24 protein-coding genes are annotated in these 24,039 nt (G+C 48.1%); 21 read left to right on the top strand and 3 right to left on the bottom strand.

What is annotated here, in order from left to right:
• The first annotated feature begins 18 nt into the window (after positions 1–18).
• The 13 genes from thiS to mobB all read left to right on the top strand — a co-directional run bounded on the left by thiS (position 19) and on the right by mobB (position 11,401).
• On the top strand, positions 19–279 hold the full coding sequence (gene thiS, locus DHAF_RS20500) for a sulfur carrier protein ThiS (protein WP_005816175.1): 261 nt from the start codon (positions 19–21) through the stop codon (positions 277–279).
• Positions 279–1,088, top strand: a complete 810-nt coding sequence (moeB, locus tag DHAF_RS20495; protein WP_015945025.1) for a molybdopterin-synthase adenylyltransferase MoeB — start codon at positions 279–281, stop codon at positions 1,086–1,088. The genes thiS and moeB overlap by 1 nt, the downstream gene beginning before the upstream one ends.
• Positions 1,089–1,100: 12 nt before the next feature.
• On the top strand, positions 1,101–1,517 hold the full coding sequence (locus tag DHAF_RS20490) for a M67 family metallopeptidase (RefSeq protein ID WP_005816173.1): 417 nt from the start codon (positions 1,101–1,103) through the stop codon (positions 1,515–1,517).
• 3 nt (positions 1,518–1,520) lie between these two features.
• Positions 1,521–2,393 (top strand): 4Fe-4S binding protein, encoded by an 873-nt coding sequence (locus DHAF_RS20485; protein WP_005816172.1) that lies wholly within the window; start codon positions 1,521–1,523, stop codon positions 2,391–2,393.
• The gene (locus tag DHAF_RS20480; RefSeq protein WP_005816171.1) at positions 2,383–2,625 is read left to right on the top strand and encodes a sulfurtransferase TusA family protein; all 243 of its coding nucleotides are present in this window, start codon (positions 2,383–2,385) and stop codon (positions 2,623–2,625) included. The genes DHAF_RS20485 and DHAF_RS20480 overlap by 11 nt, the downstream gene beginning before the upstream one ends.
• A gap of 255 nt (positions 2,626–2,880) precedes the next feature.
• Positions 2,881–3,480 (top strand): HD-GYP domain-containing protein, encoded by a 600-nt coding sequence (locus DHAF_RS20475; RefSeq protein ID WP_015945024.1) that lies wholly within the window; start codon positions 2,881–2,883, stop codon positions 3,478–3,480.
• A 163-nt stretch (positions 3,481–3,643) separates the two neighbouring features.
• Positions 3,644–4,147 carry a hypothetical protein gene (locus DHAF_RS20470; protein ID WP_015945023.1) on the top strand — a complete coding sequence of 168 codons (504 nt, stop codon included), beginning with the start codon at positions 3,644–3,646 and terminating at the stop codon, positions 4,145–4,147.
• Complete coding sequence (locus tag DHAF_RS20465; RefSeq protein WP_005816168.1) at positions 4,144–5,247, top strand: DUF362 domain-containing protein; 1,104 nt, start codon at positions 4,144–4,146, stop codon at positions 5,245–5,247. The genes DHAF_RS20470 and DHAF_RS20465 overlap by 4 nt, the downstream gene beginning before the upstream one ends.
• A 137-nt stretch (positions 5,248–5,384) precedes the next feature.
• Positions 5,385–5,966: an adaptor protein MecA gene (locus tag DHAF_RS20460; RefSeq protein ID WP_015945022.1), complete on the top strand. Its 582-nt coding sequence runs from the start codon at positions 5,385–5,387 to the stop codon at positions 5,964–5,966.
• A gap of 577 nt (positions 5,967–6,543) precedes the next feature.
• On the top strand, positions 6,544–7,824 hold the full coding sequence (locus DHAF_RS20450; protein WP_015945020.1) for an LCP family protein: 1,281 nt from the start codon (positions 6,544–6,546) through the stop codon (positions 7,822–7,824).
• A gap of 36 nt (positions 7,825–7,860) precedes the next feature.
• Complete coding sequence (locus DHAF_RS20445; protein WP_015945019.1) at positions 7,861–9,657, top strand: FapA family protein; 1,797 nt, start codon at positions 7,861–7,863, stop codon at positions 9,655–9,657.
• 37 nt (positions 9,658–9,694) lie between these two features.
• A complete protein-coding gene (locus tag DHAF_RS20440; protein ID WP_015945018.1) occupies positions 9,695–10,909 on the top strand; it encodes a molybdopterin molybdotransferase MoeA in 1,215 nt (404 codons plus the stop codon).
• Positions 10,910–11,401, top strand: a complete 492-nt coding sequence (mobB, locus tag DHAF_RS20435) for a molybdopterin-guanine dinucleotide biosynthesis protein B (RefSeq protein ID WP_015945017.1) — start codon at positions 10,910–10,912, stop codon at positions 11,399–11,401.
• 626 nt (positions 11,402–12,027) lie between these two features.
• On the opposite strand, the gene DHAF_RS20430 is transcribed toward mobB, so the two are convergent.
• The 3 genes from DHAF_RS20430 to DHAF_RS20415 all read right to left on the bottom strand — a co-directional run bounded on the left by DHAF_RS20430 (position 12,028) and on the right by DHAF_RS20415 (position 15,947).
• Complete coding sequence (locus tag DHAF_RS20430) at positions 12,028–13,254, bottom strand: ATP-binding protein (protein WP_005816160.1); 1,227 nt, start codon at positions 13,252–13,254, stop codon at positions 12,028–12,030.
• 317 nt (positions 13,255–13,571) lie between these two features.
• Positions 13,572–13,982 (bottom strand): LytR/AlgR family response regulator transcription factor, encoded by a 411-nt coding sequence (locus DHAF_RS20425; RefSeq protein ID WP_015945016.1) that lies wholly within the window; start codon positions 13,980–13,982, stop codon positions 13,572–13,574.
• 1,050 nt (positions 13,983–15,032) lie between these two features.
• Positions 15,033–15,947 carry a Na/Pi cotransporter family protein gene (locus DHAF_RS20415; protein ID WP_015945015.1) on the bottom strand — a complete coding sequence of 305 codons (915 nt, stop codon included), beginning with the start codon at positions 15,945–15,947 and terminating at the stop codon, positions 15,033–15,035.
• 160 nt (positions 15,948–16,107) lie between these two features.
• On the opposite strand from DHAF_RS20415, the gene DHAF_RS20410 reads away from it, so the two are divergent.
• From DHAF_RS20410 to DHAF_RS20375, 8 genes are all read left to right on the top strand, one after another.
• Positions 16,108–16,581 carry a GNAT family N-acetyltransferase gene (locus tag DHAF_RS20410; protein WP_005809777.1) on the top strand — a complete coding sequence of 158 codons (474 nt, stop codon included), beginning with the start codon at positions 16,108–16,110 and terminating at the stop codon, positions 16,579–16,581.
• Between the two features lie 110 nt (positions 16,582–16,691).
• Entirely contained in the window at positions 16,692–16,979 is a 288-nt protein-coding gene (locus DHAF_RS20405) for a helix-turn-helix domain-containing protein (RefSeq protein WP_015945013.1), read from the top strand.
• 107 nt (positions 16,980–17,086) lie between these two features.
• On the top strand, positions 17,087–18,277 hold the full coding sequence (locus DHAF_RS20400; RefSeq protein ID WP_011459419.1) for an IS701-like element ISDha16 family transposase: 1,191 nt from the start codon (positions 17,087–17,089) through the stop codon (positions 18,275–18,277).
• Positions 18,278–18,425: 148 nt separating this feature from the next.
• On the top strand, positions 18,426–18,710 hold the full coding sequence (locus tag DHAF_RS20395; protein WP_015945012.1) for a helix-turn-helix domain-containing protein: 285 nt from the start codon (positions 18,426–18,428) through the stop codon (positions 18,708–18,710).
• A gap of 187 nt (positions 18,711–18,897) precedes the next feature.
• Complete coding sequence (gene dinD, locus DHAF_RS20390; protein ID WP_011460715.1) at positions 18,898–19,755, top strand: DNA damage-inducible protein D; 858 nt, start codon at positions 18,898–18,900, stop codon at positions 19,753–19,755.
• Positions 19,756–20,432: 677 nt separating this feature from the next.
• Complete coding sequence (locus DHAF_RS20385) at positions 20,433–21,929, top strand: TldD/PmbA family protein (protein WP_015945011.1); 1,497 nt, start codon at positions 20,433–20,435, stop codon at positions 21,927–21,929.
• Positions 21,926–23,251 (top strand): metallopeptidase TldD-related protein, encoded by a 1,326-nt coding sequence (locus DHAF_RS20380; RefSeq protein WP_041272010.1) that lies wholly within the window; start codon positions 21,926–21,928, stop codon positions 23,249–23,251. The genes DHAF_RS20385 and DHAF_RS20380 overlap by 4 nt, the downstream gene beginning before the upstream one ends.
• Positions 23,252–23,266: 15 nt before the next feature.
• Positions 23,267–24,025 (top strand): histidinol-phosphatase HisJ family protein, encoded by a 759-nt coding sequence (locus DHAF_RS20375; protein ID WP_015945009.1) that lies wholly within the window; start codon positions 23,267–23,269, stop codon positions 24,023–24,025.
• Positions 24,026–24,039 lie beyond the last annotated feature (14 nt).

The raw sequence follows: 24,039 nt of genomic DNA, 5'->3' as shown, positions 1-24,039 counted from the left end.
ATAAATAGAGGAGGTTTCATGATGAAAATTACGGTAAATGGGCAGGATGTGCTTCTGGAGAAAGAGCTGACGGTGCAGGAGCTTCTGGTCGCCCAAAGGGCGGAGATGCCGGAATATGTAACCGTGGGAATCAATGAGGAGCTGATCGAGCGGGAGGATTTTGCCGACCGGAAGGTCAGGGCGGGAGATAGTGTGGAGTTCCTTTATTTTATGGGAGGGGGAAGCTTTGGGAAAGTTAAGGCCGCCAAGGCAGCAACCGGGAAAGAGGGTGCCGCCTGATGGGTTTCAGTGACGAACAGCTGGAGCGGTATTCCCGGCATATCATCCTTAAAGAGGTTGGGGTTAAAGGTCAGAAAAAATTGCTCCAGTCCAGGGTCCTGATTATCGGTACGGGCGGGCTGGGAGCGCCGGCAGCTATGTTCTTGGCGGCCGCGGGTGTCGGTACCATCGGGCTGGTGGACTTTGACGGAGTGGAGCTTTCCAACCTGCAGCGGCAGATCATTCACCTGACCAAGGATGTGGGCAAGCCTAAAGTGATATCGGGCCGGGAGACCATTGGGGAAATGAACCCGGATGTGGAAGTGGTGCCTTATCAGGAATGGGTCAGCTCCGGCAATATCCAGGATATTATCTGGGACCGGGATTATGATTTTATCATCGACGGCACGGATAATTTTCCGGCTAAGTTTCTGATCAACGACGCCTGTGTTCTCAGCGGGAAGCCTTTTTCCCATGCCGGGATCATCCGCTTCCAGGGACAGACCATGACTTATGTGCCCGGGCAGGGGCCATGCTACCGCTGCATTTTCAAGAATCCCCCGCCGACCGACAGCGTACCAACCTGCAAACAGGCAGGGGTGCTGGGGGTTATGGGAGGGATCATCGGCACCATTCAGGCCACGGAAGCCATCAAATATATTCTGGGCCTCGGGGACTTGCTGACCGGCGCCCTGCTGACCTATGACGCCCTTAAAATGGAGTTTCGGAGAGTTAAGCTGCCTCATAATAAAAAATGCCAGGTATGCGGGGAAGAACCCTCGATCACAGAACTGATCGATTACGAGCAGGCTGCCTGCGATCTGAATTGAGGAGGTCCGGCTATGATCACCCTGACTAAAAAGCAAATGGAAGAGATGCTGGCGCATGCCCGCCAAGCTCTGCCCAATGAGGCCTGCGGACTGCTGGGAGGCCGTAGGGATGGAGATGATCGGTGGGTAGAGCGGGTTTACCCCCTGAACAATCTGGATCAGAGTCCGGAGCATTTCAGCATGGACCCCCGGGAACAATTAACGGCGGTCAAAGATATGCGGAAAAACGGCTGGGTAATGCTGGGCAATTTCCACAGTCATCCGGCAACCCCAGCGCGGCCCTCGGCGGAAGATAAAAGGCTGGCCTTCGATCCATCCCTGAGTTACCTGATCATTTCCCTGGCCGAGCCCCAAAAGCCAGTCTGCAAAAGTTTTTTGATCAAAAAGGATGGGGTAGACGAAGAAGAGATTATTCTGAAGGAGGAGTAAACTGTGGCAGAGGTTGATTACAAGGCTTTAAAAAAAGGCGGCTTTATGCAACAGGTGCAAAAGGATCATTTTGCCCTGCGGCTGCGCGTCGCCGGCGGCCAGATCCAAGCCGACCAGCTGCAGAAAGTAACGGAGCTGGCCCGGACCTATGGGCAGGGTTATATTCATATGACCTCAAGGCAGGGTATCGAAATTCCTTTTATCCGGCTGGAGGACGTGGAGGCCGTTTTAAACGAACTGAAAGAGGTCGGGCTGGAGCCCGGTGCCTGCGGCCCCCGGGTCAGAACGATTACAGCCTGCCAGGGGGCGGCGATCTGCCCCAGTGGCCTGATCGACACCACCCGCTTGGCTGGGGAACTGGATAAACGCTATTTTGCCAGGGAGCTTCCCCATAAATTTAAACTGGGCGTTACGGGCTGCGGCAATAATTGCCTGAAAGCGGAAGAAAACGATCTGGGTATCAAAGGGGGCGTCAGGCCCAGCTGGCAGCAGGACCAGTGCATTTATTGCGGTTTATGCCAGGCGGTTTGCCCGGCCAAAGCCATCGAGGTTCACAGACAAGAGGAAACCCTCAGCCTGGACAGTCAGCTGTGCACTTATTGCGGCAAATGCGTTAAATCCTGCCCGACTTCGGCCTGGGAAGGAGAAAGAGGGTTTTTGCTCTCCTTTGGGGGGCTGTTCGGCAACCGGATTGCCATCGGTAAGCGCATCCTGCCTCTGGTCATTACTGAGGCTCACCTTTATCAGGTGATCGATAAAACTTTGGAGTTTTTCCAGAATCACGGCAAACCAAGCGAACGGTTCAGGAACACCCTGGATAGAGTTGGCTGGGAAACCCTTGCTAAAGAATTGGAGGGATTAGATCTTGAACGCTAAAAAAGCGGATCGGGTGGTGGATATCACCAGTGTTGTCTGCCCCATCACCTTCGTGAAAGTTAAAGTTGCTCTGGAGGAACTGGAACCGGGGCAGTTGCTGGAGATTCTGATGAAGGATGGGGAACCCATTCAAAACGTTCCCCGAAGCTTGAAAGACGAAGGCCATAAGCTGGTTCAGGTAGAAAACAATGGGAACGGAACCTATACCGTTTTCGTAGAAAAAGGAAATTAAGATAAATACTGGCTTTGATCCAGAGCTGGCGTATTTTCCAAGGAAGATGCGCCCTTTTTGTGTCCCTTCGGTTACCCATTACCCATGGAGGTGCTGCCGGTTGAAGATAATAGTTCTAATTTCGAAATTAATTTTTTGGATTGTATAAGTCGTTTCTATCACATATAATAATAGTGAAAATAAGAATATTTAATACTTGCGTAGATAAAGATAAGCAAGTTTTTCCTTCAATATCTGTATAAAGGAGGAAAAGGGATGAAAGCAGAGTGGGTTGAATTGAATCAGGAATGGCAGTCTACCCAATGGGTTGTAAATCGATATCTGTCGAAAAACCACAGCCTAAAAAGACATTCGCAAAGGGTCTCCTCTTTGTGCCAAAGTATGGGTGAGGTTTTGGAATTAAGTGAAGAAGAAGCTGCACAATTGGAAAAGGCGGCTTTGCTTCATGATATTGGCAAAGCCTTTATTGATGACCGTATTATTAATAAACCGGACCGGCTTAATGAAGAGGAATGGGTAGAAATCAAAGGCCACCCAGGGAAAGGTTTTGACATACTTTGTGCTTTTGAGAATATGGGGATGACGGCGCGGCTCATTTTAGCACATCATGAGCGATGGGATGGGAAGGGTTATCCCCGGGGATTAAAAGGGGAAGAAATCCCTCGCCTAACCAGGATAATCTCCATCGCGGATACATATGATGCTATGACGAGTTCGCGCAGCTATCGGAAGCCCTTATCAAAACGTAAGGCTATTGAAGAATTGAGACGCAATGCCGGGACGCAATTTGATCCTGATTTGGTACATATCTTTGTTGATAAGGTTATCGTGGGTGAAATAGAGAGAGTTCAATAAGGTATGGGAAACAAGAAGTTTATAGATTTTGCTTAGTGAAAGACCGATCATATACTTTGATCGGTCTTTTGCATAACAACCGGATCACAAGTATTGTTTGACCTTAAATGAAAGAGAATTTATAATAGCTCTAATAGAAGAACTTTCTGCCACAGGGGGAACAATGGGAGAATATTATCAGTATTTATGGAAGACGACGTGGATTGAGGCTTTAGGGATTCTTTTACTGGGCTTATTTATCTTAATCCGCACTATTTGGAAAGTCTATACTAAGGCACAAAAACCCTTAAGGCGCAAGGATAAATTGCTGCTGGCTGGCAAAGGGTTGGTTTGGCTTTTAATCTACGGGACTTATCTGTTGATCTTTAATGCCAGCGAACCGGATTGGTTTGCTAAGCCTGTTCAGGTACAGGGTGAAATACAAGGCAAGAGTATGGCTTCCGACAGCCGTCAGCCTTATAGTGTTGAGATTGAATGGGATTCAGGAAGAGAGACACTCCATTTGGATCCTTATACATATCGCGAGCTTGAAACAGGGCAGAGAGTGAATGTGACTTTTCTCCCCTATCGTTTGCAGGTTATATCTTGTGAAATTCTGCCGCCAGATAAGGATAAGAAAGAAAAAAGCGTTACTGAGCTCAATCAAGAGAATGGAGGGGGATTATGATTCCGGAAGTCTATTTTACCAGTATGAAAATCAATCAGGGGCAAAGCCTGCTGACGAAACTGGAAAAGCTTATCAATCGGTCAGGAATCCTGAAAGGAATCGAGAAGAATGACATGGTTGCCCTTAAAATACACTTTGGGGAACGGGGCAATTTAGCTTATATCAGACCACAATTTGTGCGGAGAGTCGTGGATCAGGTCAAGAAAAGAGGCGGCCGCCCCTTTTTAACCGATGCCAATACCCTTTATGTGGGGTCTCGCTCCAATGCCATTGACCATTTGGAAACAGCCATCGAAAACGGTTTTGATTATTCTGTGGTGGGGGCCCCTCTGGTGATTGCCGATGGCCTAAATGGGAAAGACTATGTATCAGTGCCTGTAAATTTGAAGCATTTTCAAGAAGTTAAGATTGGCAGTGCGGCGGTCCATGCGGATGCCCTGATTGCTGTATCTCACTTTAAAGGCCATGAAGCAACCGGTTTTGGCGGGACATTGAAGAACCTTGGTATGGGGTTAGGCAGCCGGGCCGGCAAGCAGCAGCAACATTCGGATATCCTGCCCCAAGTCAATGAAGAGCGCTGCACGGCTTGCGGGAAGTGTAAAAACTGGTGCCCTGCCTCGGCCATCACGGTGGCAGGCTTTGCCCGGATTGATGAGAAGCTCTGTATCGGGTGCGGAGAATGTGCGGTAACCTGCACCTTCAAAGCCATTGCTGTCAATTGGAAGACCACACCGGACGTGATTCAGGAAAAGATTGTGGAATATACCGTAGGTGCTTTAAAGGGGAAGGAAGGCAAGAGCGGGTTCATTACCTTTGTTAATAATGTCTCACCTCTCTGTGATTGCGTGAGTTGGAATGATGTTCCCATCGTTCAGGACATTGGTATACTTATCTCCCAAGATCCTGTAGCCATCGATCAAGCGGCTGTGGATCTGGTGAATCAGGCCCATGGTAATCCTCATTCCGTTTTGGGCGAGCGTCATCATGAGTCAGACAAGTTCCGCGTGATTCACCCTGAAGTGGACTGGTCTGTTCAGCTGGAGTATGGGGAAAAGATCGGCTTAGGGTCACGCCAATACCAGCTCATTACTATGGATTAGCAGATGGCTGTAGGCAGTACTGCCCAGCATTTGTAAAAACCTACAAAATATTCTCGCGTTTTAGCAACACAGAAGTGTCGTAATATGATATCATAAGAAATAAACTAGTGATATGACTGGAAAGGAGAGGTGGGGTTATGCGCATTCAAAAAGTCAACGAAAATACGATCCGCATCTTCATCTCCTTCGCCGAACTTGCCGACAGAGATATTACCATGGCAGATTTATTTCAACGTTCGCAAAGAAGTGAGCAGGTGTTTTGGGAGTTAATCTCTCAGGCAAGGGAAGAAGTGGAGTTTAACCTAGATCAACCCTTTTGGATACAAGCCACAGCATCATCCAATGAGGAATTTGTGATTACTGTCATCAAGCAAGAAGACACAACAGAGGTCATAACTAAAGAAAAGGAAAGCAAACGGCCAAGCCGGTCCAAGGTTATGGAGTGGGTGTATGCTTTTGCCGATATTGAGGATGTCCTAGCCGTTGTCAAGCGTATACCCGATTTTTCCCGTGTGCGCTCCAGTCTTTTTGAATTTGATGGGGAATATTATCTTGTGGTCAGTCATTTAGGTACGGGTAAGAAAAAACAGGTGGCAGAGGCTTTGCTCGACGAATATGGTGAGCTGGTGGATGTAGCTAAGCTCTTCTTGGAAGAGCACGGAAGAGTTATATTGAAAGAGCGCGCCCTGCAAACTTTGAAAACCCATTTTAAGTTCTAACTTGGAAGTATAAAAGGAAGTCGCAGGACTTCCTTTTTCCGTCTTTCGTAACTTTTCTAAGGGAGAATTATGTGACATAATGAGAGGGGACGGAGAACAATTCAGGAATATTCTGCAAGCACTCGGAACAAACGGTTTTTCCTTTGAAATTTTGTAAGAGAGAAGTTGTGTTACAAAAAATGCAGTGCTGGGCCTGTTTTTGACGCTTATAGGAGTCAAAGCAGAGGATTTCCCCTTGATTGGAACTGCTTTTTTGTTTCATGGTATTTTGAAGTGGCAAAAAATTGGAATGCATCGACATTAGTACCTCCTGTTTAACGATAGTGCTATAATATGCTATAACGGGTGTCGAAATCCTAAAAAGCCTGCGGGAGGATTATCAGAGATTCAGTCGGGAAATGGATAGTGTTTGTCATGAGGTATGGACAGGAAATAAGAGTACAAAGCCTGGTTAAAACACTTGTCCCATGATTTAGGAACTAAAGGATTCGAAAAAATCAGTCCAATAATGCCGAATAAAAGGTATAATAAGTTGTGAGACGAGATTTTTTTAATTAACTACTTGTGGAGTGATAGTGTGCGAAAAAAATCTGCTTTCAAAAGATTGGGTTTAACCTTACTGGTCATGGTACTTCTTGTGGGAGGAATCGTTCTCGGCTTCAGTGGACTCAGTATGTCCAAATCAAAACCCCTGCCGGGTGAGCAAAGTGGCCCTATGACTGAAGAGGAACTGAAGAACCGCATCAGTGTTCTTTTGATCGGTGCGGATCAGCGGCCTGGGGAACAATCATTCAATACGGATACCATCATCTTAGCGACCATTGATCCTAAAAGCGCCCGGGTCAGCTTATTGTCCATCCCCCGCGATACCCGTGTTTCTATCCCCGGACATAAGGATATCAAGATTAATGGAGTAGCTCCTTTGACAGATTTGGATAACCTGGTGGATGTGGTTTCTGATCTGGTGGGCATACCTATCTCCGGCTATATTCAGACGAACTTTAATGGTTTCAAGCAAATCATCGACACGTTAGGCGGAATCACCGTGGATGTGGAGAAGGATATGTATTATGAGACCGGAGATGATGAAGACGGATTTATTAATCTAAAAAAAGGCCTTCAGAAACTGGATGGCTCCAAAGCATTGCAGTATGCGCGTTTTCGCAATGATGGCTTGGGAGATATTTCACGCACTGCCCGGCAGCAGATAGTTCTCAAGGCTGTAGCTGGGGAAATGCTCAAGCTGGGCACTCTGCCTAAGCTGCCTTGGCTGATTCCTCAGTTGAATGAAGCGGTCAATACGAACCTTCAACTAGGTGATATGTTTAAGATTGCCAAGACCGCTGTTAAATTTAAAGATGTGGAGATTTATACCCAAACCTTGCCGGGAAGTTTCCATGATATGAATGGCCTCAGTTATTGGGATGTGGATCCTGAGCAAGTGAAAGAGGTGGTCAGCAACCTTCTGCGGGGAATCACCACGGATAAGGTTGTCGGGGACACGATTATCGATTTGCTTGAACCGGTAGAGCCCAATAACCCTCTGCCCCAAGTACCGGGAAGCCCCGGTGATCCTAATGGAACGGAATCTCCGGATTACCACATAACCGATCCTGACGATGAAGGCAACCCTGCTGAAGAGGAGAAGCCTGTGGACGACGGGACTGAGAATGAACCCGGTAAGAAGCCGGGCGATGAACCAGGAGATAAACCAGGAAAAGAACCGGGAGAAGGTACAGGAGAAGAACCAGGGATACCGGAGGAACCCAGTGCACCTGAGGAACCTAGTGCACCGGAGGAACCCAGTGTACCTGAGGGAGCAGGGGGTGGAGAAGCTGTCAATGATCCCAGTGAGTAAGCACAAAGAAGGTGGAGGGAAATTCCCTCTTAGAGGATGAGTGAGGTGAAGGATATGTCGGAAATGACAGATAATAATTCATCCAATGTCTGCCCGGTAATCTGGAAAGCAGAAGACAATAAATTTCTTATCAAAATGGGGGATTCTGTAAAGTTTGTTGTGCCTTTCCCCATGGCAGGTATACTTTCCTATAAAGGTCAAAGTCAGGAGACCGCCTTTAAAGTGGATGCCGGTGATATTATTGAGTTTTATCCGGAGTTTTTTCCGGGAGAATTAACCTGGGAAATTGAAGTCCGGGATCAGGGACTAACTGCAGTGGCCAAGGTCAATCATCTGAAACCGGGATTCTATGTTCTTCCTGAAACCCTCGACGATAATATTACCATCCGCTTTCAGGATCTCCTGATTTGGCAGGATACCAAGCCTCAAGGCCCCTACTGGGATCAGAGGAAGTTCCTTGGGGATCTGCAAGCTCACGGGATTGTGTTTGGGGTTTTGCCGGGGGCATGGTATAACATTTCCATGGTACAGGGTAAGAGAGAAGTGGTCATTGCCCAAGGGAAACCGCCTACTTTACCCGTTGCCGCTCAGCTCGTTGATCTGCTGACCAAAAAGGAGACTGCACTCGAAGAAGATCAACGGATTGATCATTTTGCTTCAAAGTTAAAATTAGTCAATGCGGGGCAGGCTTTGGCCCGGAAGATTCCCGGTGTGCCGGGAACTCCCGGGAGAAATGTTAAAGGGCAGGAGATACCGTCACAAAAGCCCCGGGATTTCCAATTTAAACTGAAAAAGAATGTTCAATTATCTGAGGACGGTTTGGAAGTTATGGCCACAGTGGCTGGATTGCCACTGCGCATGGATGAATTGTCCTTTGGGGTGGAGCCCGCTTATATCCTGAATCAGGATTTGGATTTATCTATAGGCAGCATTGAATTTCCGGGAGATGTATTTATTTCCGGAGATGTTCATGATGGTTTACATATTTTCTCGGAGGGAAAGGTGGAGATTCGTGGCTCCTCTTCCCGGGCGGAGATTCGGGCGGAAAAGGGACTGACCATTTATCGTAATGTTTTGGCGGGCAAGCTGGTGGTTGGAGCACGCTATGTGGTCCGCTCCAAGCTTCTCCATGATTTGCAGGCCCTCCATGATGATTTGGTAGCCTGCTTAATGATTACGGAGGATTTCATTAATTCGCCTCATGGCAAGGATCTGAAGCCGGGTCAATGTCTTAAATTGATTATAGAACGAAGGTTTCCCGGCTTGCCCAAGCAGGCCAGCGATCTTGAGAAGTTCCTTCTGGCGACCAAGGACGAATTGATTCAGCAGGACTTAGTCATCTCTGTGCGCAGTGCCAAGCGTTTTTTAGGCGGATTAGGACCACTTGATCCGCAAGCTCTTCCTCTGCTTGGACGGGTAAGTCAGGCTTTTGAGCAAATCATTGGCAATATCACCCTGGATGTTCCGGAAAAGCTTGAATGTCAAGTGGACTATGTTCAAGGTGCTTTAATTGAATGTGCGGGGCATTTTTCCTGCCGGAAAGGGACCTATAATTCGATCATTCAAGCTGCCGGGGACGTTAGGATAGAAGGGGTATGCCGGGGTGGCAGGATTATTTCCGGAGGCAATGTTGTGATCAAGGAACTGGGAGGTTCCGGAATCACGGCGACCACCGTACAATTCCCGGGAACCAAGCGTTTGAAAGTGGGCTATTGTTATGCTAATGTAGTTATTGTTGTAGATAAGGAGATCATAACGATTGATGAGCCCTATAAATCTCTCGAGATTTACCGTGAACATGGCAAGGTGGAAGTTGAGCGATTAAAGGGTTAAAATGTCACGGATGAGATCTCGATAAGAGGTGAAAGCTATGGAAACTATGATTTCTCTTGAACGGGCTTTGGAGGTTATCCTCCATAGGATAGAGCCCCTTGGCGTTGAAGAAGTGGGCTTGGGACAGGCTTATAACCGAGTGTTGGCCAAAGATGTCCAGGCAGCAATTGATATGCCGCCCTTTGATCGTTCCCCATTGGATGGGTACGCTTATTGCGCCCAGCCAACAGATAAGGCTCCTCTGACCCTTGATATTGTCAGTGAGATTCCTGCAGGAACATGGTCTGAGCGGGAAATTCGCCTTGGGGAGTGTGCGCGGATTTTTACCGGGTCACCACTTCCTAAGGGAGCAAATTGCGTGGTAAGACAGGAAGACACGGAGCGTTCGGCTGGCCAGGTCACGATTAACCAGCCGGTTAAGCCTCAGGCCAATATAGTTTATCAAGGGGAAGAAACAAAATGCGGCGATATCGTCTTAAGAGCGGGAGAGTATCTTTCCCCTGCCGCTGTTGGGTTGTTGGCTTCCTTAGGAGTTGAGACGGTGGAAGTCTATCGCCGTCCCAAGGTGGGGATTTTATCTACAGGTTCTGAGCTTCAGGATGTAGGCAGTCCTTTGTTGCCCGGAAAGATCTATAACAGCAATACATATACCCTCAAAGGCCTCCTTCTGGAGGCAGGGTGTGAGGTGAAGGCCGCCCCCTTTGTGGGAGATGATCTGGAGGAAACCATCGAGGCTTTAAAGGCCTTGGAAGATACGGATCTTGTAGTTACTACCGGAGGAGCTTCGGTGGGTGACTATGATCTGATTCGCGACGCTTTGGTGGGTGCGGGGTGTGAGCTCCTTTTCTGGAAAGTGAATTTTAAACCCGGAACCCCGGTCGCTCTTGGCGTTAAGGGAGAGAGGCTGTATTTCTCCTTGTCGGGAAACCCTGCGGCGGCAGTGGTGAATTATGAACTCCTGGTCCGCCCTGCCTTGCGCAAGCTTAAGGGCAGAACAGCTCAGGAACGGATTTTTCCCGTCTATATGGATGGTGATTTTGGGAAATCCGGCAAGCAAAGAAGGTTCCTGCGGGCCCGGGCTGTCTTTCGTAACGGAGAGATCTGGGCGGATCCCAGCTTTGCCCAAGGCTCCGGTGTTATCCGCTCCATGAGAGGAAGCCATCTTCTGGTGGATGTTCCGGGCGGGCATGGACCGGTTCAGAAGGGCGAGCGCCTGCAAGGCCGCTGGATCAGTTCATGGGAGGAAGATTAAATGGTTCCTGTGGTATCGATCGTTGGACAGCGCTCCAACTCAGGTAAAACCACTTTGCTGGTTAAGCTGTTAGCAGAAGCCAAACGCCGGGGCTGGCGGGTTGCTGCGGTTAAGCATGATGTCCATGGATTTGAGATGGATAAACCGGGCAAAGATACTTGGCGGTTTGCCCAGGCCGGAGCGGATGTGGTCGTTATATCTTCTCCTGAGAAGATGGCTATGATTGAAAAAGTTCAGGAGGAGCGGACCTTAGAGCAAGTTCTGGAGCGCATAAGGGATGTGGATCTCATCTTTACCGAGGGATATAAGCACGGGAACCAACCCCGGATTGAGGTTTTTCGCTCAGAGGTCCATCAAGAGCTCCTATCCGATCCGGAGCAGCTGCTGGCCATTGCCAGCGATGTGCGATTTGAGTTGGGGATACCTTGCTTCGATCTGGATGATGCCCAGGGCATCTGCGATTTTCTGGCAAATCGATATGGATTAAAGTGAGACAGGGGGCATCCTGTCTCACTTTTTTAGGGAGGCCCCGGAGCCCTTTGCTAAGGAATTTCTGGGGGCATTTTCAGGGTCTTTCCTCAGAGCAGCTGGTCATGTAGCTTAAATGGCATCAGTGGAAAGGGAAAACGTGTTATCCGGGTTGTGTAGCTTTACGCCCAACGCCTACTCCATAGCTCCGGGGCTGGTTCACTCGCTTTCTTAACAGACGAGCCAAACCTCAGGGTAATACCTGATGTGAACCGGTGGCTCGTCTAAGTTAAGAAAGCCTCGTTCACCCGACCGCCCCTCCGCTAAATCCGTCTGCTTTTGTGCGTAAAGCTACACGTTGCGGGTCTTTTTCAGCACAGCTGACCTTGCCGCCCAAGCCGCCACGTCACAGAGAATGACTTAGCGGCGCAGGTGCATCTTTCGGAGCGGAGGGTTTTTCGCGTTAGTTTTGTCCGCGCAGCTTATGGAGCGACCGGTGTAAAGCAAAATCCTGGAGACTTCCGGCAGATCCCCCTGCTTGCGAAGAGGCTGCCTCACCGTATCCGTTCCAAAATTCAGCACCCTGCTAGTCAAAGGCAAGCAGGGTGCTTTTCTAATGAATAGTTTCTTTCTGTTATGCTCCTCCTGGCTCATATCAGATTGCAGGGGATAAAGCAGTTTTGCTCATCGATCGGTACCACTTCCTCACATAAGCAGAGGATTCCTCCGTGGCCGCGCTTGATAGACGATTTATCCAAAATGGTGTACTTGTTGATCTCACGGCTGTTGGGACTTGCGGATTTTTTGATTTCCAATGGGTGAAGCTGGTTGTTTGCTTCGACAATGATGTCAATCTCCTTGGCGTTGGAGTCCCGGAAGTAAGTGATAACCGCCTTCGAGGCGGAATAGGCGTAGCTTTTCAGCATTTCCGCCACGACATGGTTTTCAAAGTAGTGTCCGCTGGCCGCGCCGTTCATCAATGTTTCAGGGGTCAGCCACATGGAGAGGTGAGCGCAAAGTCCGGTATCGCAGAAATATAGCTTAGGGGCTTTGGTGAGACGCTTGAATGCATTATTGGCGTAGGGTTGCAGGAGGTAGACGATACCCAGCCCTTCCAGCAGCCGCAGCCACTCCTTTGCTGTTGGCTGCGAAATGTCCGCCGCTTCGCTGAGGTTTTTGTAGTTCACCTGCTCTGAGGTGAGCGCGGCACAGGCAGTCAGGAATTTGGCAAACCGCAGTGAGTCGGTAATGCCGCCCAATTCGGCGACATCGCGCATCAGATAGGTATTGACATAGGCGTTATAATACTCCTGCCGCTGTTCGGCGTCGGCATGAAGCACCTGTGGCATGCCGCCCCGCCAGATGTGTTCAAAGACTTTGAGCACATCGTTTTTTTCAGCAATTCGCTGCCGTGCAAACAGGCATTCCGGAGAAAAATCCAGGGAATTTTCAAATTCTATACCATCTTTTTCATTTTTGGAAAGGCTGTACAGCGTCATTATGCCAATTCGGCCTGCCAGAGTTTCACGCACGTTTTTCATCATTTCAAATTGCTGTGATCCGGTGAGCCAAATAAGGCCCGGTTCCTCGCTGCTATCACATAGGATTTTTATCTGGCTGAAGAGCTCCGGCGCGTATTGCACCTCGTCGATGAGGACAGGTGGCTTGTAGGTTTGAAAAAACAGTACAGGATCGGTTTTAGCCAGGTTTCGCGCCATTAAGTTATCCAGTGTGACGTAGGTACGGTTTTGCCCTTCGGCCAAATGTTTAAGCATAGTGGTTTTGCCGACCTGCCTTGCGCCTGTTACAAGTACCGCCTTGAAAAATTTGCTCATATGCAGGAACTTGCGTTCAAGGCTCCTTTTTATATAATTCATGACACATCCTCCTACGCGGATTTAGGATAATATAAAGTTTGTTTTATATTATCCTAAATCCTTGCGAATGTCAACCGCCGCTGACCTTGCCGCCCAAGCGGCGTCGGTAAAGACGGAAAAAACGACTTAGACAAGGCACCTTTCCCTATATTTCCCTCAACGCCTCGCCTTCATCATAATCAAATCCACCAGTTTTAGAAAGTATAATTTAATATAGTGGGTATTTTTCGATTTCCCCGCCTGTCAAATTCGACACTGGTGTCGAATTTGACAGGCGGTAATGAATCGTGAAGCTCCTGTACAAAAGGCGGGGCTCATCATCCACTATGACTGCAGCTTATTCTTTCTGCCGAGACCTTGTCCAGGATGTCCCAGATGGCTGCTGGCTGGGCCGGTTTATTCAAGACCCGGAGCGGCGACACGGCTGCAAAATCCTCTTGCTCCTCCGACGCCGTTATAAAAACGATGTGACAGGCTTTATTGCGCTGCCTTATGTAGGAGGCAGCCTCAAGACCGGTGATCTTTTTCATCCGGTGATCCAGAAAGAAAAGATCAAATAGATTAGGGTTTTCGTTGAATTTCGCCAGCAGTTCCTCTCCGCTGCTGAATTCATAAAGGTTAAACCTGACTCCGCATCTGCTTTCATAGTCCTGAATGATAAGTTTCACGTACGCTCGCTGAAGTGCACCGTCATCACACAGGCTGATATTCAACCCGGCGGTCAGCATGGCTTCCGCCGGGCCTTTCTCTTTGGCCCTTGGCCGGTTCCTGCTCTGCTATCCATAACTCTATTTCCCCCTTTTCCGCCCGGCACCGGACCGGACCCCACTCAAGGGTCCGTTTCCGGCAGCCCGGCGTGATCAGGGGAAATTAAAAGACGCATGCAAGGGTTTATCCCTACACATGCGCCTGAATTCATACTGTCTCATGTTTACTGCTCTCAAGTCGCACACAATCAGCACTCCCCTGAGCGGCAGTCCGATTATACCCCCTGGCCGCCCGTACTGTTGTACTGGAGCGAAGGGCATTGTATAATGGATCTGTCGTCGCGGACAGCTTGCTGTTACGTGTAGGTGTGCACACACCTTGCGCGTGCCTGGAAGTGTTCCACCACTTTCGGGCCGCGGCGGCCTTTTAATTTCCACCTGTATCCATTATAGAGGTATTGGGAGGGAATTACAAGCTACGTGATGCTGAGGCAGGAATTTTCGTTCAAGGGAGTCTTTTTATATAGGTTCACGCTACATCCTCGTAAAAATCTAGGATAATATAAAGTAGGCATTATATTATCCTAGATTTTTACGATGTCAACCGACGCCGTTGCCCTTGCGCCTCCAGCGGCGTCAGTAAAGACGGCCCCGACAAGGCGGTTTATCCCGCGTTCTTGCAACGCCCAGCATGCACAGGCTTGAAAAGCAGCCCAAGGATTTTGCTTTACAGAAGGGAAGCGAATTTAAGCGAGCGGAAACAAAACTTCGCGAAAAGCACGCAGCGGAGAAAGGTTGGAAACAGGACGTTTCCAACTGGCTATGAGAACAAGTGCGAAAGCAGTGCTTTCGAGGAGCCGATTTAGCCACGAAACCCGGACGAGGGTTTCGCCCAAGCCGCCACGTCACAGAGAATGACTTAGCGGCGCAGGTGCACCTTTCGGAGCGGAGAGCTTGAGCGTTAGTTTTGTCCGCGCAGCTTATGGAGCGACCGATGTAAAGTAAAATCCTGGAGACTTACCTGCAGAGCCCTCCCCATGCTGTCTGAGATACCTGCAAAAAGAAGCCGGCTCAGCGTATCCGCTCCAAAAGCCGGGCCGCCAGAGGCAGAAAAGGCATGGCAATGAGAGAGGACAGCACATTGAAAAGGGTATGAGCATTGGCAACCTGAAGACTGACAGGCCCCCCGATCCATTGCAGGAAAAGAGCGAGTGGCGTTAGGAAGGGAAAGAAAATAAGTGCACCGAAGAGGTTTAAAAGGACGTGGAAGAGGGCTACCCGCTGGGCCGCCCGGTTAGTGGCCAATGAGGCTATGACGGCTGTAAAGCAGGTGCCGATATTGGCTCCGAAGATAAAGGCGATGGCTGTAGGCAGGGTAATACAACCGTCAGAAGCGAGAATCATGACGATTCCCGTGGTAGCGGCTGAGGAGTGGAGGACGGCAGAAAGCAGAGTGCCGGCGATGATCCCCTGGAAATGATGATCTCCCAGTTGATGGAGTAATTCCTGCACCCAATCTACCTCAACCAAAGGAGCCATACCGCTTTCCAAAAGGTTTAAGGCAAGAAAGAGAAAACTTAAACCCAGGCAGGAAAGGGCCAGATAGCGCCAGCGCTGGGGGAAAAAAAGGTAGCCTAATCCACCTATTAAAAGGGCGTAGGGAATCATCGGTTCCAGGGGCAGGGCCAGCAGTTGGGTGGTCACGGTCGTACCTATATTGCTGCCTAAGATCAGCCCTAAAGCGTTGCGAAAGGAAATAAGGCCGGAATCGACAAAAGAGACGGCCATAACGGTCAGTGCCGTGCTGGATTGGAGTACAGCTGTCGCCAGGGTTCCGCTCCAGAAGCCCCGCCAGGGGGTGGCGGTCATTTGATAGAGGAGATTGCGGAAGGTGTCTCCGGCAAAGGCTTGAAGCCCATACCGCAGAATATGCATACCATAAAGGAGAAAGGCAAGCCCCAGGGTTAAGGCAAGGAGAATGGTCAAGATCGCGGCCTCTCCTTTCTTTTATAGAGTCTATAGAGTCTACATCTGTCCGCTTAAGGAATCTCTTCGAGGCATCCATAAATTATATGGGTAAATTTTCGTTAGCAGAACAGGAGCATCTCTTCCCGGAGGAGCGTAAATTATCCCAAGGGGTGATGGTATGCTCATTCGCCAGGGAACGGTAAAGGACTGGCCATTTATGTATGAACTAGCCAAGAGGGTTATTCCGGTGAATATTTCACCATGGCGTCAGCAGCCCATGGAAGAGACCATGAAGTATCGGATCAAGATGCTGAAAAACTTCTGGACATGGATCAATCAAAGCGGCTCCAAGGTGTTTATTGCTGAGATGGAGCAAGAAAAGCCGGCAGGCTTTTTAGTTCTTTATCCCAATGCTGTGGAAGAGCTGACGGGATTACCTCAAGGATGGGTTATGGATATTGCGGTTCTCGAAGACTATCGCAACCATGGCATCGGCAGGGTTCTGATGGAGGCCGCAGAAACCTATTGCCGGGAGCAAGGGATTGAATATCTTGGTTTAGCAGTTAGTTCTCATAACGTCCAGGCCGTAAAATTATATCAGAGCCTTGGTTTTGCGGAAGAGCGGAAGCTCATGGTCAAGGTGCTTAAGTGAAAACGTAAAAAACGGGGTGTCGCAAAACGTTTATGAGAAATGATATGCTCCCTTCTAGGTAGACAAGTGAAATAATAAAAACTTGTCACATAGGGGGGAGCATATTTTTAATGGCGTTTAAACACAAATACTCCTATTCAGAAAAAGAGAAAATTATTATTGAATATCTCAATAACACTCATGGTTTTCGGGAATTATGTCGCATATACGGAATGAGCCAAGGAGAGCTTAAAGGTTGGATTCGCTTATACAATGCCTTTGGATTTGAAGGATTAAGAACAGGCAGCAAGGCACGTCATTATTCATCTGAATTAAAGCAGGCGGCTGTTAATGATTACCTATCTGGAAAACTTACAGCTCCTGAAATACTGAAAAAATATAAAATCAGCTATAAATGAGCAAAAATGCTTCCATTGTTTTTCCAAAAATAAAAAAGAGACACTCTGCTTCCTTCTGTGGTATAAAATAAGTCTACCACAACCAATCCATCCCAAGGAGGAAGCCAATGTCTCATAGCACTATCTTACCAAAAAACGAAGCAATGTTCAATTTCTTTAAAAGCCATCGACTGCCCTTATATTTCTCAAAGCCTGTTTTACGACATATTCAAGAATTTATTGTAGCGGCCACGGCTAAAGGATATCGTGGTAAGATAGTCGACATCGCGGAGTGGAGTTCGGTTCATCGAACCTCTATTGGTCATTTCCTCTCTCATGGGGTATGGGATGAATCTTATATCCAGAAAATTGTTAAACAGGAATCTCTTCAATTTGTCGTAGCCCACTCCCAAAAGACGGAGCAGCCCATCTTTGTGATTCATGATGATACTGTTTGCAATAAGACGAAACCTTCGTCACAGGCACAACGTCCCATCGAGCAAGCAGATTTCCATTTTTCGCACTTAGAGGGTAAGAGTGTTTGGGGGCATCAGGTTCAAGCAACCCTTGTTCAATGCGGTGACCACTCGCTCATTCATGATGTTCATCAATACGATAAAACCAAGCTAAGCAAAATTGATGACGCTTGTGAATTGGCTAAAACCATGCCGATTCCCCCTAAGTCAGGCTATGCCTTGGTTGATTCTTGGTATACCTGCGCCAAGCTGATTAACACCTATGCTGCACGAGGATACCAGCTGATTGGAGCTCTTAAAACCAACCGCATTCTCTATCCCCAAGGGATTCGTGTTCGTCTCGATACCTTTGCCTCCTATGTGAACCCAAAGGAAGTTCACCTTGTGACCGTGAACGGTTCATCCTACTGGGTTTATCGCTATGAAGGGGCTCTAAACGATATTGAGAATGCCGTAGTGCTGTTTTGTTGGCCTAAAGATGCTTTTCAGGTGTCTAAAGCCTTGCATGCCTTTTTGTGCACCGATGTTTCATTAGAAACACAAACTATTTTGGCTTACTACAGTAAGAGATGGCCCATTGAGATCTTCTTTCGGCAAGCCAAGGGAAATCTTGGTTTTAACGGCTACCAAGTACGCTCAATCCGTTCCATCGAAAGATTCTGGGCTCTACTTTCTTTCACTCATTTGTACTGCACCATGGGTTTAGGGAAGCCGCTGCTCTTTGGTGAAGGATTGCGGAAAGTCCGAAAAGAGGTAAAAGGGCAATACATTCGATGGATTTATGAGTGTAGTAGAAATGGAGTGCCTTTGGAAGATGTTTTAAAACGTCTTAAAGCTGCATAGGGGGAAGTCTAATCCCTCCTCTGTAAATATTTGTTATGAAAAATGCTCGTTTATAGAAATCAGGTCAGAAACTCAACTTAGAGGGTGGATAAAAAAGTATAATGGTCATGAAGGACTAAAGTCTTCTGGAACAGGAGGAAGCGCCATCATGACCAAAGGAAGAAAAACCACGTTTGATGAACGGGTAGAAAGCGTGCAGTACTGTATTGCACATGATCATAATTACGTAGAAACATCTGAAAAATATCAAGTATCCTATCAACAGGCACGTAACTTTACCCTTAAATATGAAGCTTACGGAGTTGAATCATTAAGAGACCATCGGGGCAAGAGAAAGTCTCAGGATAATTCCAAAGAATGCTGTGAGGAACCGTACATCAAAACGGGAATATACTTCGTATCCGGCCCAAACTGTACCACCTTGTTCATGTAGAGGAAAGGGGAAGTTGGTTGGGTAGAATAACGGATTGGCGAATAAAGGTATATTCTGGTATAATAAATCTAAGTCGATAAATTTTCAGACGATTTTTAAACCTCTCGAATTCGACTGGTTTAAAATCTTAGGTAATCAAATTACTTCGTGACAGAGGTAATTTATTTTATAGTACGGAGGATTGAATATGTCGGACTTAAATGCTGAGGAATACAAATCATTTGAAAGCATTAAACATATTCGGGAAAGCGGAAGTGAATTTTGGTATGCCCGCGAGCTTGCAAAGGTCTTAGATTATACTGAATGGCGTAATTTCCAGAAGGTTATTGACCGAGCCATACTTGCCTGTAGGAACAGTGGTTTTGCGGTTTCAGATCATTTTGTTGAGGTCAACAAAATGATAGAAATAGGCAAGGGTGGAAGAAGAAAAACAATTGATTATGAGCTGACGCGATATGCAGGTTATTTGATTGTTCAAAACGGCGATCCGCGAAAACAAATAATTGCTTTGGGCCAAACTTATTTTGCCATACAGACACGGCGCCAGGAAGTTCAAGATGCCTTTAATCAGCTTGATGAAAATAACAAACGATTGGTTGTTCGTGGAAATGTCAAGCAATGGAATCAGCTTCTTGCAGAAGCAGCACATAATGCTGGGGTACTTACTGACGAGGAATTTGCGATTTTTCAAAACGCCGGATATATGGGCTTATATGGGGGCATGACTGTCTCAGACATCCATACCAAAAAAGACTTGAAGAAAAATGAAAAAATCCTTGATTATATGGGAAGTACAGAGTTGATTGCCAATCTGTTCAGAATTTCTCAGACTGAGGAAAAACTGAAACGAGATGAAGTATCGACTGCTGTCGACGCAAATAACACACATTATGAGGTAGCCGATAAGATACGTAAAGCTATTATCGAAATGGGGGCAACACTACCAGAGGACTTGCCTGTGCCGGATAAAAGCATTCAGACTATTGAGCGCGAGGAAATACGTAAACTCAGAAATTCAAAGAAAAAGCTGATGCTGGATGAATAGAGGTGTTTGAGTTGCTAAATATGCCACTTTCAGAACAACAACTAAAATCGGTTTGTGCTGTTTTGGCGGATACCAACAGGGGTCTGACGAAAACAGAACTTACTCATACTCTCCAGCACTGCGGATCGTAGCCATCGATGATGGTAACAGAAATATTGGTAATGGTATGTACTATCAGGTTGGTTTGAACAAGAAAAACTGGCTGTACAACTGCTTTGACTGCTTTTTATGCCCTTTTTTTGAGAGCTAAATAAAAATAATTGAAGGAACTAACATGTTAAAGGATGGCATTGACTCAGAAAACCTGAACACTCGCATATCGGCAACCATATCTTCCGTTCAGTAACTTATAGTTTACGGCAAAAGAGGGCTTCTGACATCTACCAGTCGCCCTCTTTTGTTATTTTTCTGACTATCTTACTGCGACAGCCCCTTTTTCATCCATGGCATGGCAAAAAAAAGCTTGCGACAATCAGCCGCAAGTGAAGTAAAAGAGAGGAGTGGGGATAAAAAATTGGAAAACGTGAGACTATCTTCATTGTGTCCCAGGAAATTTGCCAATATACATGTAGGGTAAAATTTTTTGGTGCGAAAAGTAGCTCAGAATTTCATAATGAAGATTATGTTAAGCAAGGACAGTGGTATAATAGAGAAAAGCTTGTTAATGGAGGAATAGTGTGGATCAGAAAGAAATATCAGACATAGTGCAAAGGATCCTGCAGGATGGCCCCCAAACCCAGGAGGACGGTTATTGCCTTGTGCGTGCTCAGGCGAGGCGTGAATGGTCCCTAAGGCTTAACAATGGACGTTTTGAAAGAGTGTCTACCGCCAGAGAGAGGGGAATCGGTGTCCAGGCCTTTACTCCGGAAGGAGCCTCAGGATTTGCTTCTGTGGATGCTTTGACGGTGGAGGCAGGAAGAGAGGCTATGAAAAGGGCCATGTCCCTGGCCGAACATAACGCTAAATTGGGAGCGGAATTAAACCGCGCCATCTACGACGCTTCTCCTTTAAAGACTGAAGGTCCCAATCCGGCCAAACTGGAGTTTGAGCATTTTTCTTTAGCGGAATTGCAGGAACAGGTGATGTTTTTACATAAGCGTCTGCTGAACCGGAGCCCGGAACATTCCTGGCAGACCAGTTATCGCCAGGTGGAAGATAGTTGGTGTATCGGGCGGACCGATGGAACCTTAGTGTCCTATGTAGTTCCCCGGGCCGTGCTGATGCATCAGGGGACGGTTAGGGTGCAGGGGCGGGCTAAGAGTGCCCTTGTACAACGGAGCGGGGTGGATGCCGGGCTCCTGCTTTTAGAAAAAGAGGATTCCGATCTGGAGCGAAGAGGGGTTGAGCGGGGAGAATTTGCCAAGCAGGTCTGTGTGGCTCCCCATTTGCCCAGCGGTCATTATCCGTTGATTATTGATTATGGATTGGCCAAGGGGCTGGCTCATGAAGCTTTTGGACATGCGGTGGAGTCGGACCATATGCAGGAGTCCGTCCTGGGGGAAGCAGGGAAGCTGAGAAAAGGCCTGCAAGTAGCCCGCCCCGGGGTACATATTATCGATGGTCCTTTGGAAGGGGATTGGGCCTATCAGCCTTTTTCCGCTAATGGTCTGGTACGGGAAACGGTGGAGATCGTGAAAGACGGCGTGCTGCAGGCAGGCTTAGGCGATATCTTTTCAGCCCATAAGGCCGGTATGCCTGTTTCAGGGGCCGGAAGGGCGGAAAGTTATGGACATATTCCTCTGCCGCGGATGACCAATATTCGTTTGCTGGTGGATCATGTCCTTCCTTTAGCCCCTGCCTCCGATTTGATGGCAGAGATCTCTCAGGTGCGCCAGACGTTGAGGGCGGCGGGGGAGCTTCATGATGAAAGAAAGCATCTCCTGCTTTTAGGGTATCGGGGAGGTCAGGTTAATCCGAAGACCGGGGACTTTGTCTTCCAATGTGACGGAATTATCGATGTAGCTGATCCTAATTTAACCATCTACCAGCCCAGCATTTTTAGTGGTAAAATTCTCTCGGCGTTGCAGGCTATTCGGGTCGGATTGGGCGGGGGATGTTATGACGCTATCGGAACTTGCGGTAAAGGGGGACAATCGGTTCCCTCCAGCGGTGGCAGTCACCGCTACCTCCTCCTTGATCGGGATGAATATGTGACATTGGGGGGAGAGCAATGATGAAACTTGTGACACAGCTTGAGGGATTCCTCCAAAGGGCCCAAAAGGGACCCTTAAGCAATGAACTAAGAATCCGGGACTGGAGATTGATGATCCAGGAAGCTAGGCTTATCTCCCTGGGAATTAAGGAAAACTCACCAGGCAGTGTCTACACTCCGCCCAGCAGCCGTCAAGGAGAGAGTGGTGAAGTCTATATTATTTGGGAGGATGGACGATTAACCCAGGCTCAGGTCCAAACTCCTCCTCCCCATGAGGGAAGCGCATATTGGCAGAGTCAGCTGGAGGAATGGCGCCAGGCTGCTTACGAAGATCCCGGGGGAGCAGATATCCCCGCTCCTGAGCCTTTGCCATTAGTAACCGTAGAAGATCGGGGAATAGAGAGGATTTTGGCCGGTGAGGATGGAATTCTCTTCGAACAACTGGCCAAGCTGCTGGGTGACATTCCCTCAGGAATTCATCTCAATGCCGGTATTCAAGCGAGCTGGGGGTATCGGCACAATCGGAACTCCCATGGCTTAGCCGTCAGCCACCAGCAGTCCCAATATGCCCTTTCCTATTCCTTTGACAGCTTGGTAGGAGCAGGATTTGCCAAGCGCAGGCTGATTCGCCCTGAAGAATGGGAAATTCTTTGGCAGCGAACCCTGGGCTATTATGAGGTATTGCAGAAGGAGTCTCCCGGGATCAATGCCCAAACTGCGGTGGTATTTTCACCCAGTGTTGTCGGTGAGCTTTTGGGGCAATTTATCTATCCAAATCTTGTTGGGCAGACCATCTTGGAAGGACAAAGCGCTTTTAAAGTCGAAGATTTTAAAAATCACCAGCTGGTTTTTCATGAAGATCTGAGTCTCTATGTAGATCCCCTTCGTCCTCTGGAATGGAGTTCTTATCTCTTGACGTCGGAAGGAGTGCCGGCTAAGCAAACGGTACTGATTCAACGGGGAAGCCTGCAAAGCCCCATCCTGCGGATGAAGGACGCCAAAGCCTGGGGAGCACCTCCCACAGGCATTTCCTACGGAACCTCAGGACTCTATCTTAAGTCTGCTCAGGAGAAGCCCTGGGAAGAGGTGCTTGAGGGGATTGAGGATGGAATTCTGATTCTCTCTGTCTTGGGGATGCACACCCAGAACAGTGTTTCCGGGGATTATTCCCTTAGTGCCCCGCAAAGTTTGCGTATTCTGAAGGGTAAAATCGTTGGCAAACGGGATGTGAAGATCAACGGGAACTTCTTTAGAGATTTGGCTGGGGCTGAGACTGTCCTGGGGAAAGCTGAGATTGAGCTGAAGCCTTATCTTGTGGTGAAGACCGGGGTGCAGAATAGTTGAACGGAGGGCCAAGGGATGTTGGATATGCATGTACACCTTACCGGTCATGGGGACCGTTTGGCCACGGCGGAAACGATCCGGGAGTTTCTGGATCAAGCCCGGAGGGTGGGCCTGAAACAGATCGGCTTCGCGGATCATGATGTTTATTATAGCGAGCTGAACCTGCCGCTGATCCGGGAAGTGGCTGAGGAGTATCCTGATCTGAAGGTTGCTGTCGGCCTGGAAGTGGATTATCGACCATCAGATGAGGGGAAAATCAAAACCTTACTTGCGCAATTTTCTTTTGATTTTGTCATAGGCTCTGTTCATGAACTGAATGGGTGGGCCTTCGATTATCCTGAGGAGGAAGCCGTTCATCGTCAGAAAGATCCGGACGGGATGTATGAGGAGTATTTTCGTTGGGTGGAGATGGCGGCTGCCAGCGATCTTTTTACCACCATGGGTCATTTCGATCTCATAAAGCTTTTTGGAGTCCGGCCCCGGACGGATATTCTTCGTTTAGCAGGCGGGGCATTGGAGCAGATTCAAAAAAAGGGGTTGGTTATAGAGCTTAATACCGCCGGACGGTACAAACCGGTAGGCGAATATTACCCTGAGGTGAAAATCATTGAAGAGATTAAGCGTCGCGGCATTCCCATGACCTTGAGCTCAGATGCCCATCGGGCGGAGCATGTAGGACGTGATGCAAAGAGGGCTGTCCAGCTTCTGAAAGATTTGGGAATAAAGGATATTATCGGCTTTGACCATGGACAAAAGGAATATTACCCGCTGTGAAAGCCGATTGGCAG

The sequence above is a fragment of the Desulfitobacterium hafniense DCB-2 genome, assembly GCF_000021925.1.
Taxonomy (GTDB): domain Bacteria; phylum Bacillota; class Desulfitobacteriia; order Desulfitobacteriales; family Desulfitobacteriaceae; genus Desulfitobacterium; species Desulfitobacterium hafniense.
Note: the sequence above shows the minus strand (reverse complement) of the source record. Positions and strands in the feature narration are given on the sequence as shown.

Excerpts from the sequence above, each read along its gene's own strand:
- thiS (WP_005816175.1), top strand. The coding sequence starts at position 19 with ATGATGAAAATTACGGTAAATGGGCAGGATGTGCTTCTGGAGAAAGAG.
- moeB (WP_015945025.1), top strand. The coding sequence starts at position 279 with ATGGGTTTCAGTGACGAACAGCTGGAGCGGTATTCCCGGCATATCATC.
- DHAF_RS20490 (WP_005816173.1), top strand. The coding sequence starts at position 1,101 with ATGATCACCCTGACTAAAAAGCAAATGGAAGAGATGCTGGCGCATGCC.
- DHAF_RS20475 (WP_015945024.1), top strand. The coding sequence starts at position 2,881 with ATGAAAGCAGAGTGGGTTGAATTGAATCAGGAATGGCAGTCTACCCAA.
- DHAF_RS20470 (WP_015945023.1), top strand. The coding sequence starts at position 3,644 with ATGGGAGAATATTATCAGTATTTATGGAAGACGACGTGGATTGAGGCT.
- DHAF_RS20465 (WP_005816168.1), top strand. The coding sequence starts at position 4,144 with ATGATTCCGGAAGTCTATTTTACCAGTATGAAAATCAATCAGGGGCAA.
- DHAF_RS20460 (WP_015945022.1), top strand. The coding sequence starts at position 5,385 with ATGCGCATTCAAAAAGTCAACGAAAATACGATCCGCATCTTCATCTCC.
- DHAF_RS20445 (WP_015945019.1), top strand. The coding sequence starts at position 7,861 with ATGAGTGAGGTGAAGGATATGTCGGAAATGACAGATAATAATTCATCC.
- DHAF_RS20440 (WP_015945018.1), top strand. The coding sequence starts at position 9,695 with ATGGAAACTATGATTTCTCTTGAACGGGCTTTGGAGGTTATCCTCCAT.
- mobB (WP_015945017.1), top strand. The coding sequence starts at position 10,910 with ATGGTTCCTGTGGTATCGATCGTTGGACAGCGCTCCAACTCAGGTAAA.
- DHAF_RS20430 (WP_005816160.1), bottom strand. The coding sequence starts at position 13,254 with ATGAATTATATAAAAAGGAGCCTTGAACGCAAGTTCCTGCATATGAGC.
- DHAF_RS20425 (WP_015945016.1), bottom strand. The coding sequence starts at position 13,982 with ATGCTGACCGCCGGGTTGAATATCAGCCTGTGTGATGACGGTGCACTT.
- DHAF_RS20410 (WP_005809777.1), top strand. The coding sequence starts at position 16,108 with ATGCTCATTCGCCAGGGAACGGTAAAGGACTGGCCATTTATGTATGAA.
- DHAF_RS20405 (WP_015945013.1), top strand. The coding sequence starts at position 16,692 with ATGGCGTTTAAACACAAATACTCCTATTCAGAAAAAGAGAAAATTATT.
- DHAF_RS20400 (WP_011459419.1), top strand. The coding sequence starts at position 17,087 with ATGTCTCATAGCACTATCTTACCAAAAAACGAAGCAATGTTCAATTTC.
- DHAF_RS20395 (WP_015945012.1), top strand. The coding sequence starts at position 18,426 with ATGACCAAAGGAAGAAAAACCACGTTTGATGAACGGGTAGAAAGCGTG.
- dinD (WP_011460715.1), top strand. The coding sequence starts at position 18,898 with ATGTCGGACTTAAATGCTGAGGAATACAAATCATTTGAAAGCATTAAA.
- DHAF_RS20380 (WP_041272010.1), top strand. The coding sequence starts at position 21,926 with ATGATGAAACTTGTGACACAGCTTGAGGGATTCCTCCAAAGGGCCCAA.
- DHAF_RS20375 (WP_015945009.1), top strand. The coding sequence starts at position 23,267 with ATGTTGGATATGCATGTACACCTTACCGGTCATGGGGACCGTTTGGCC.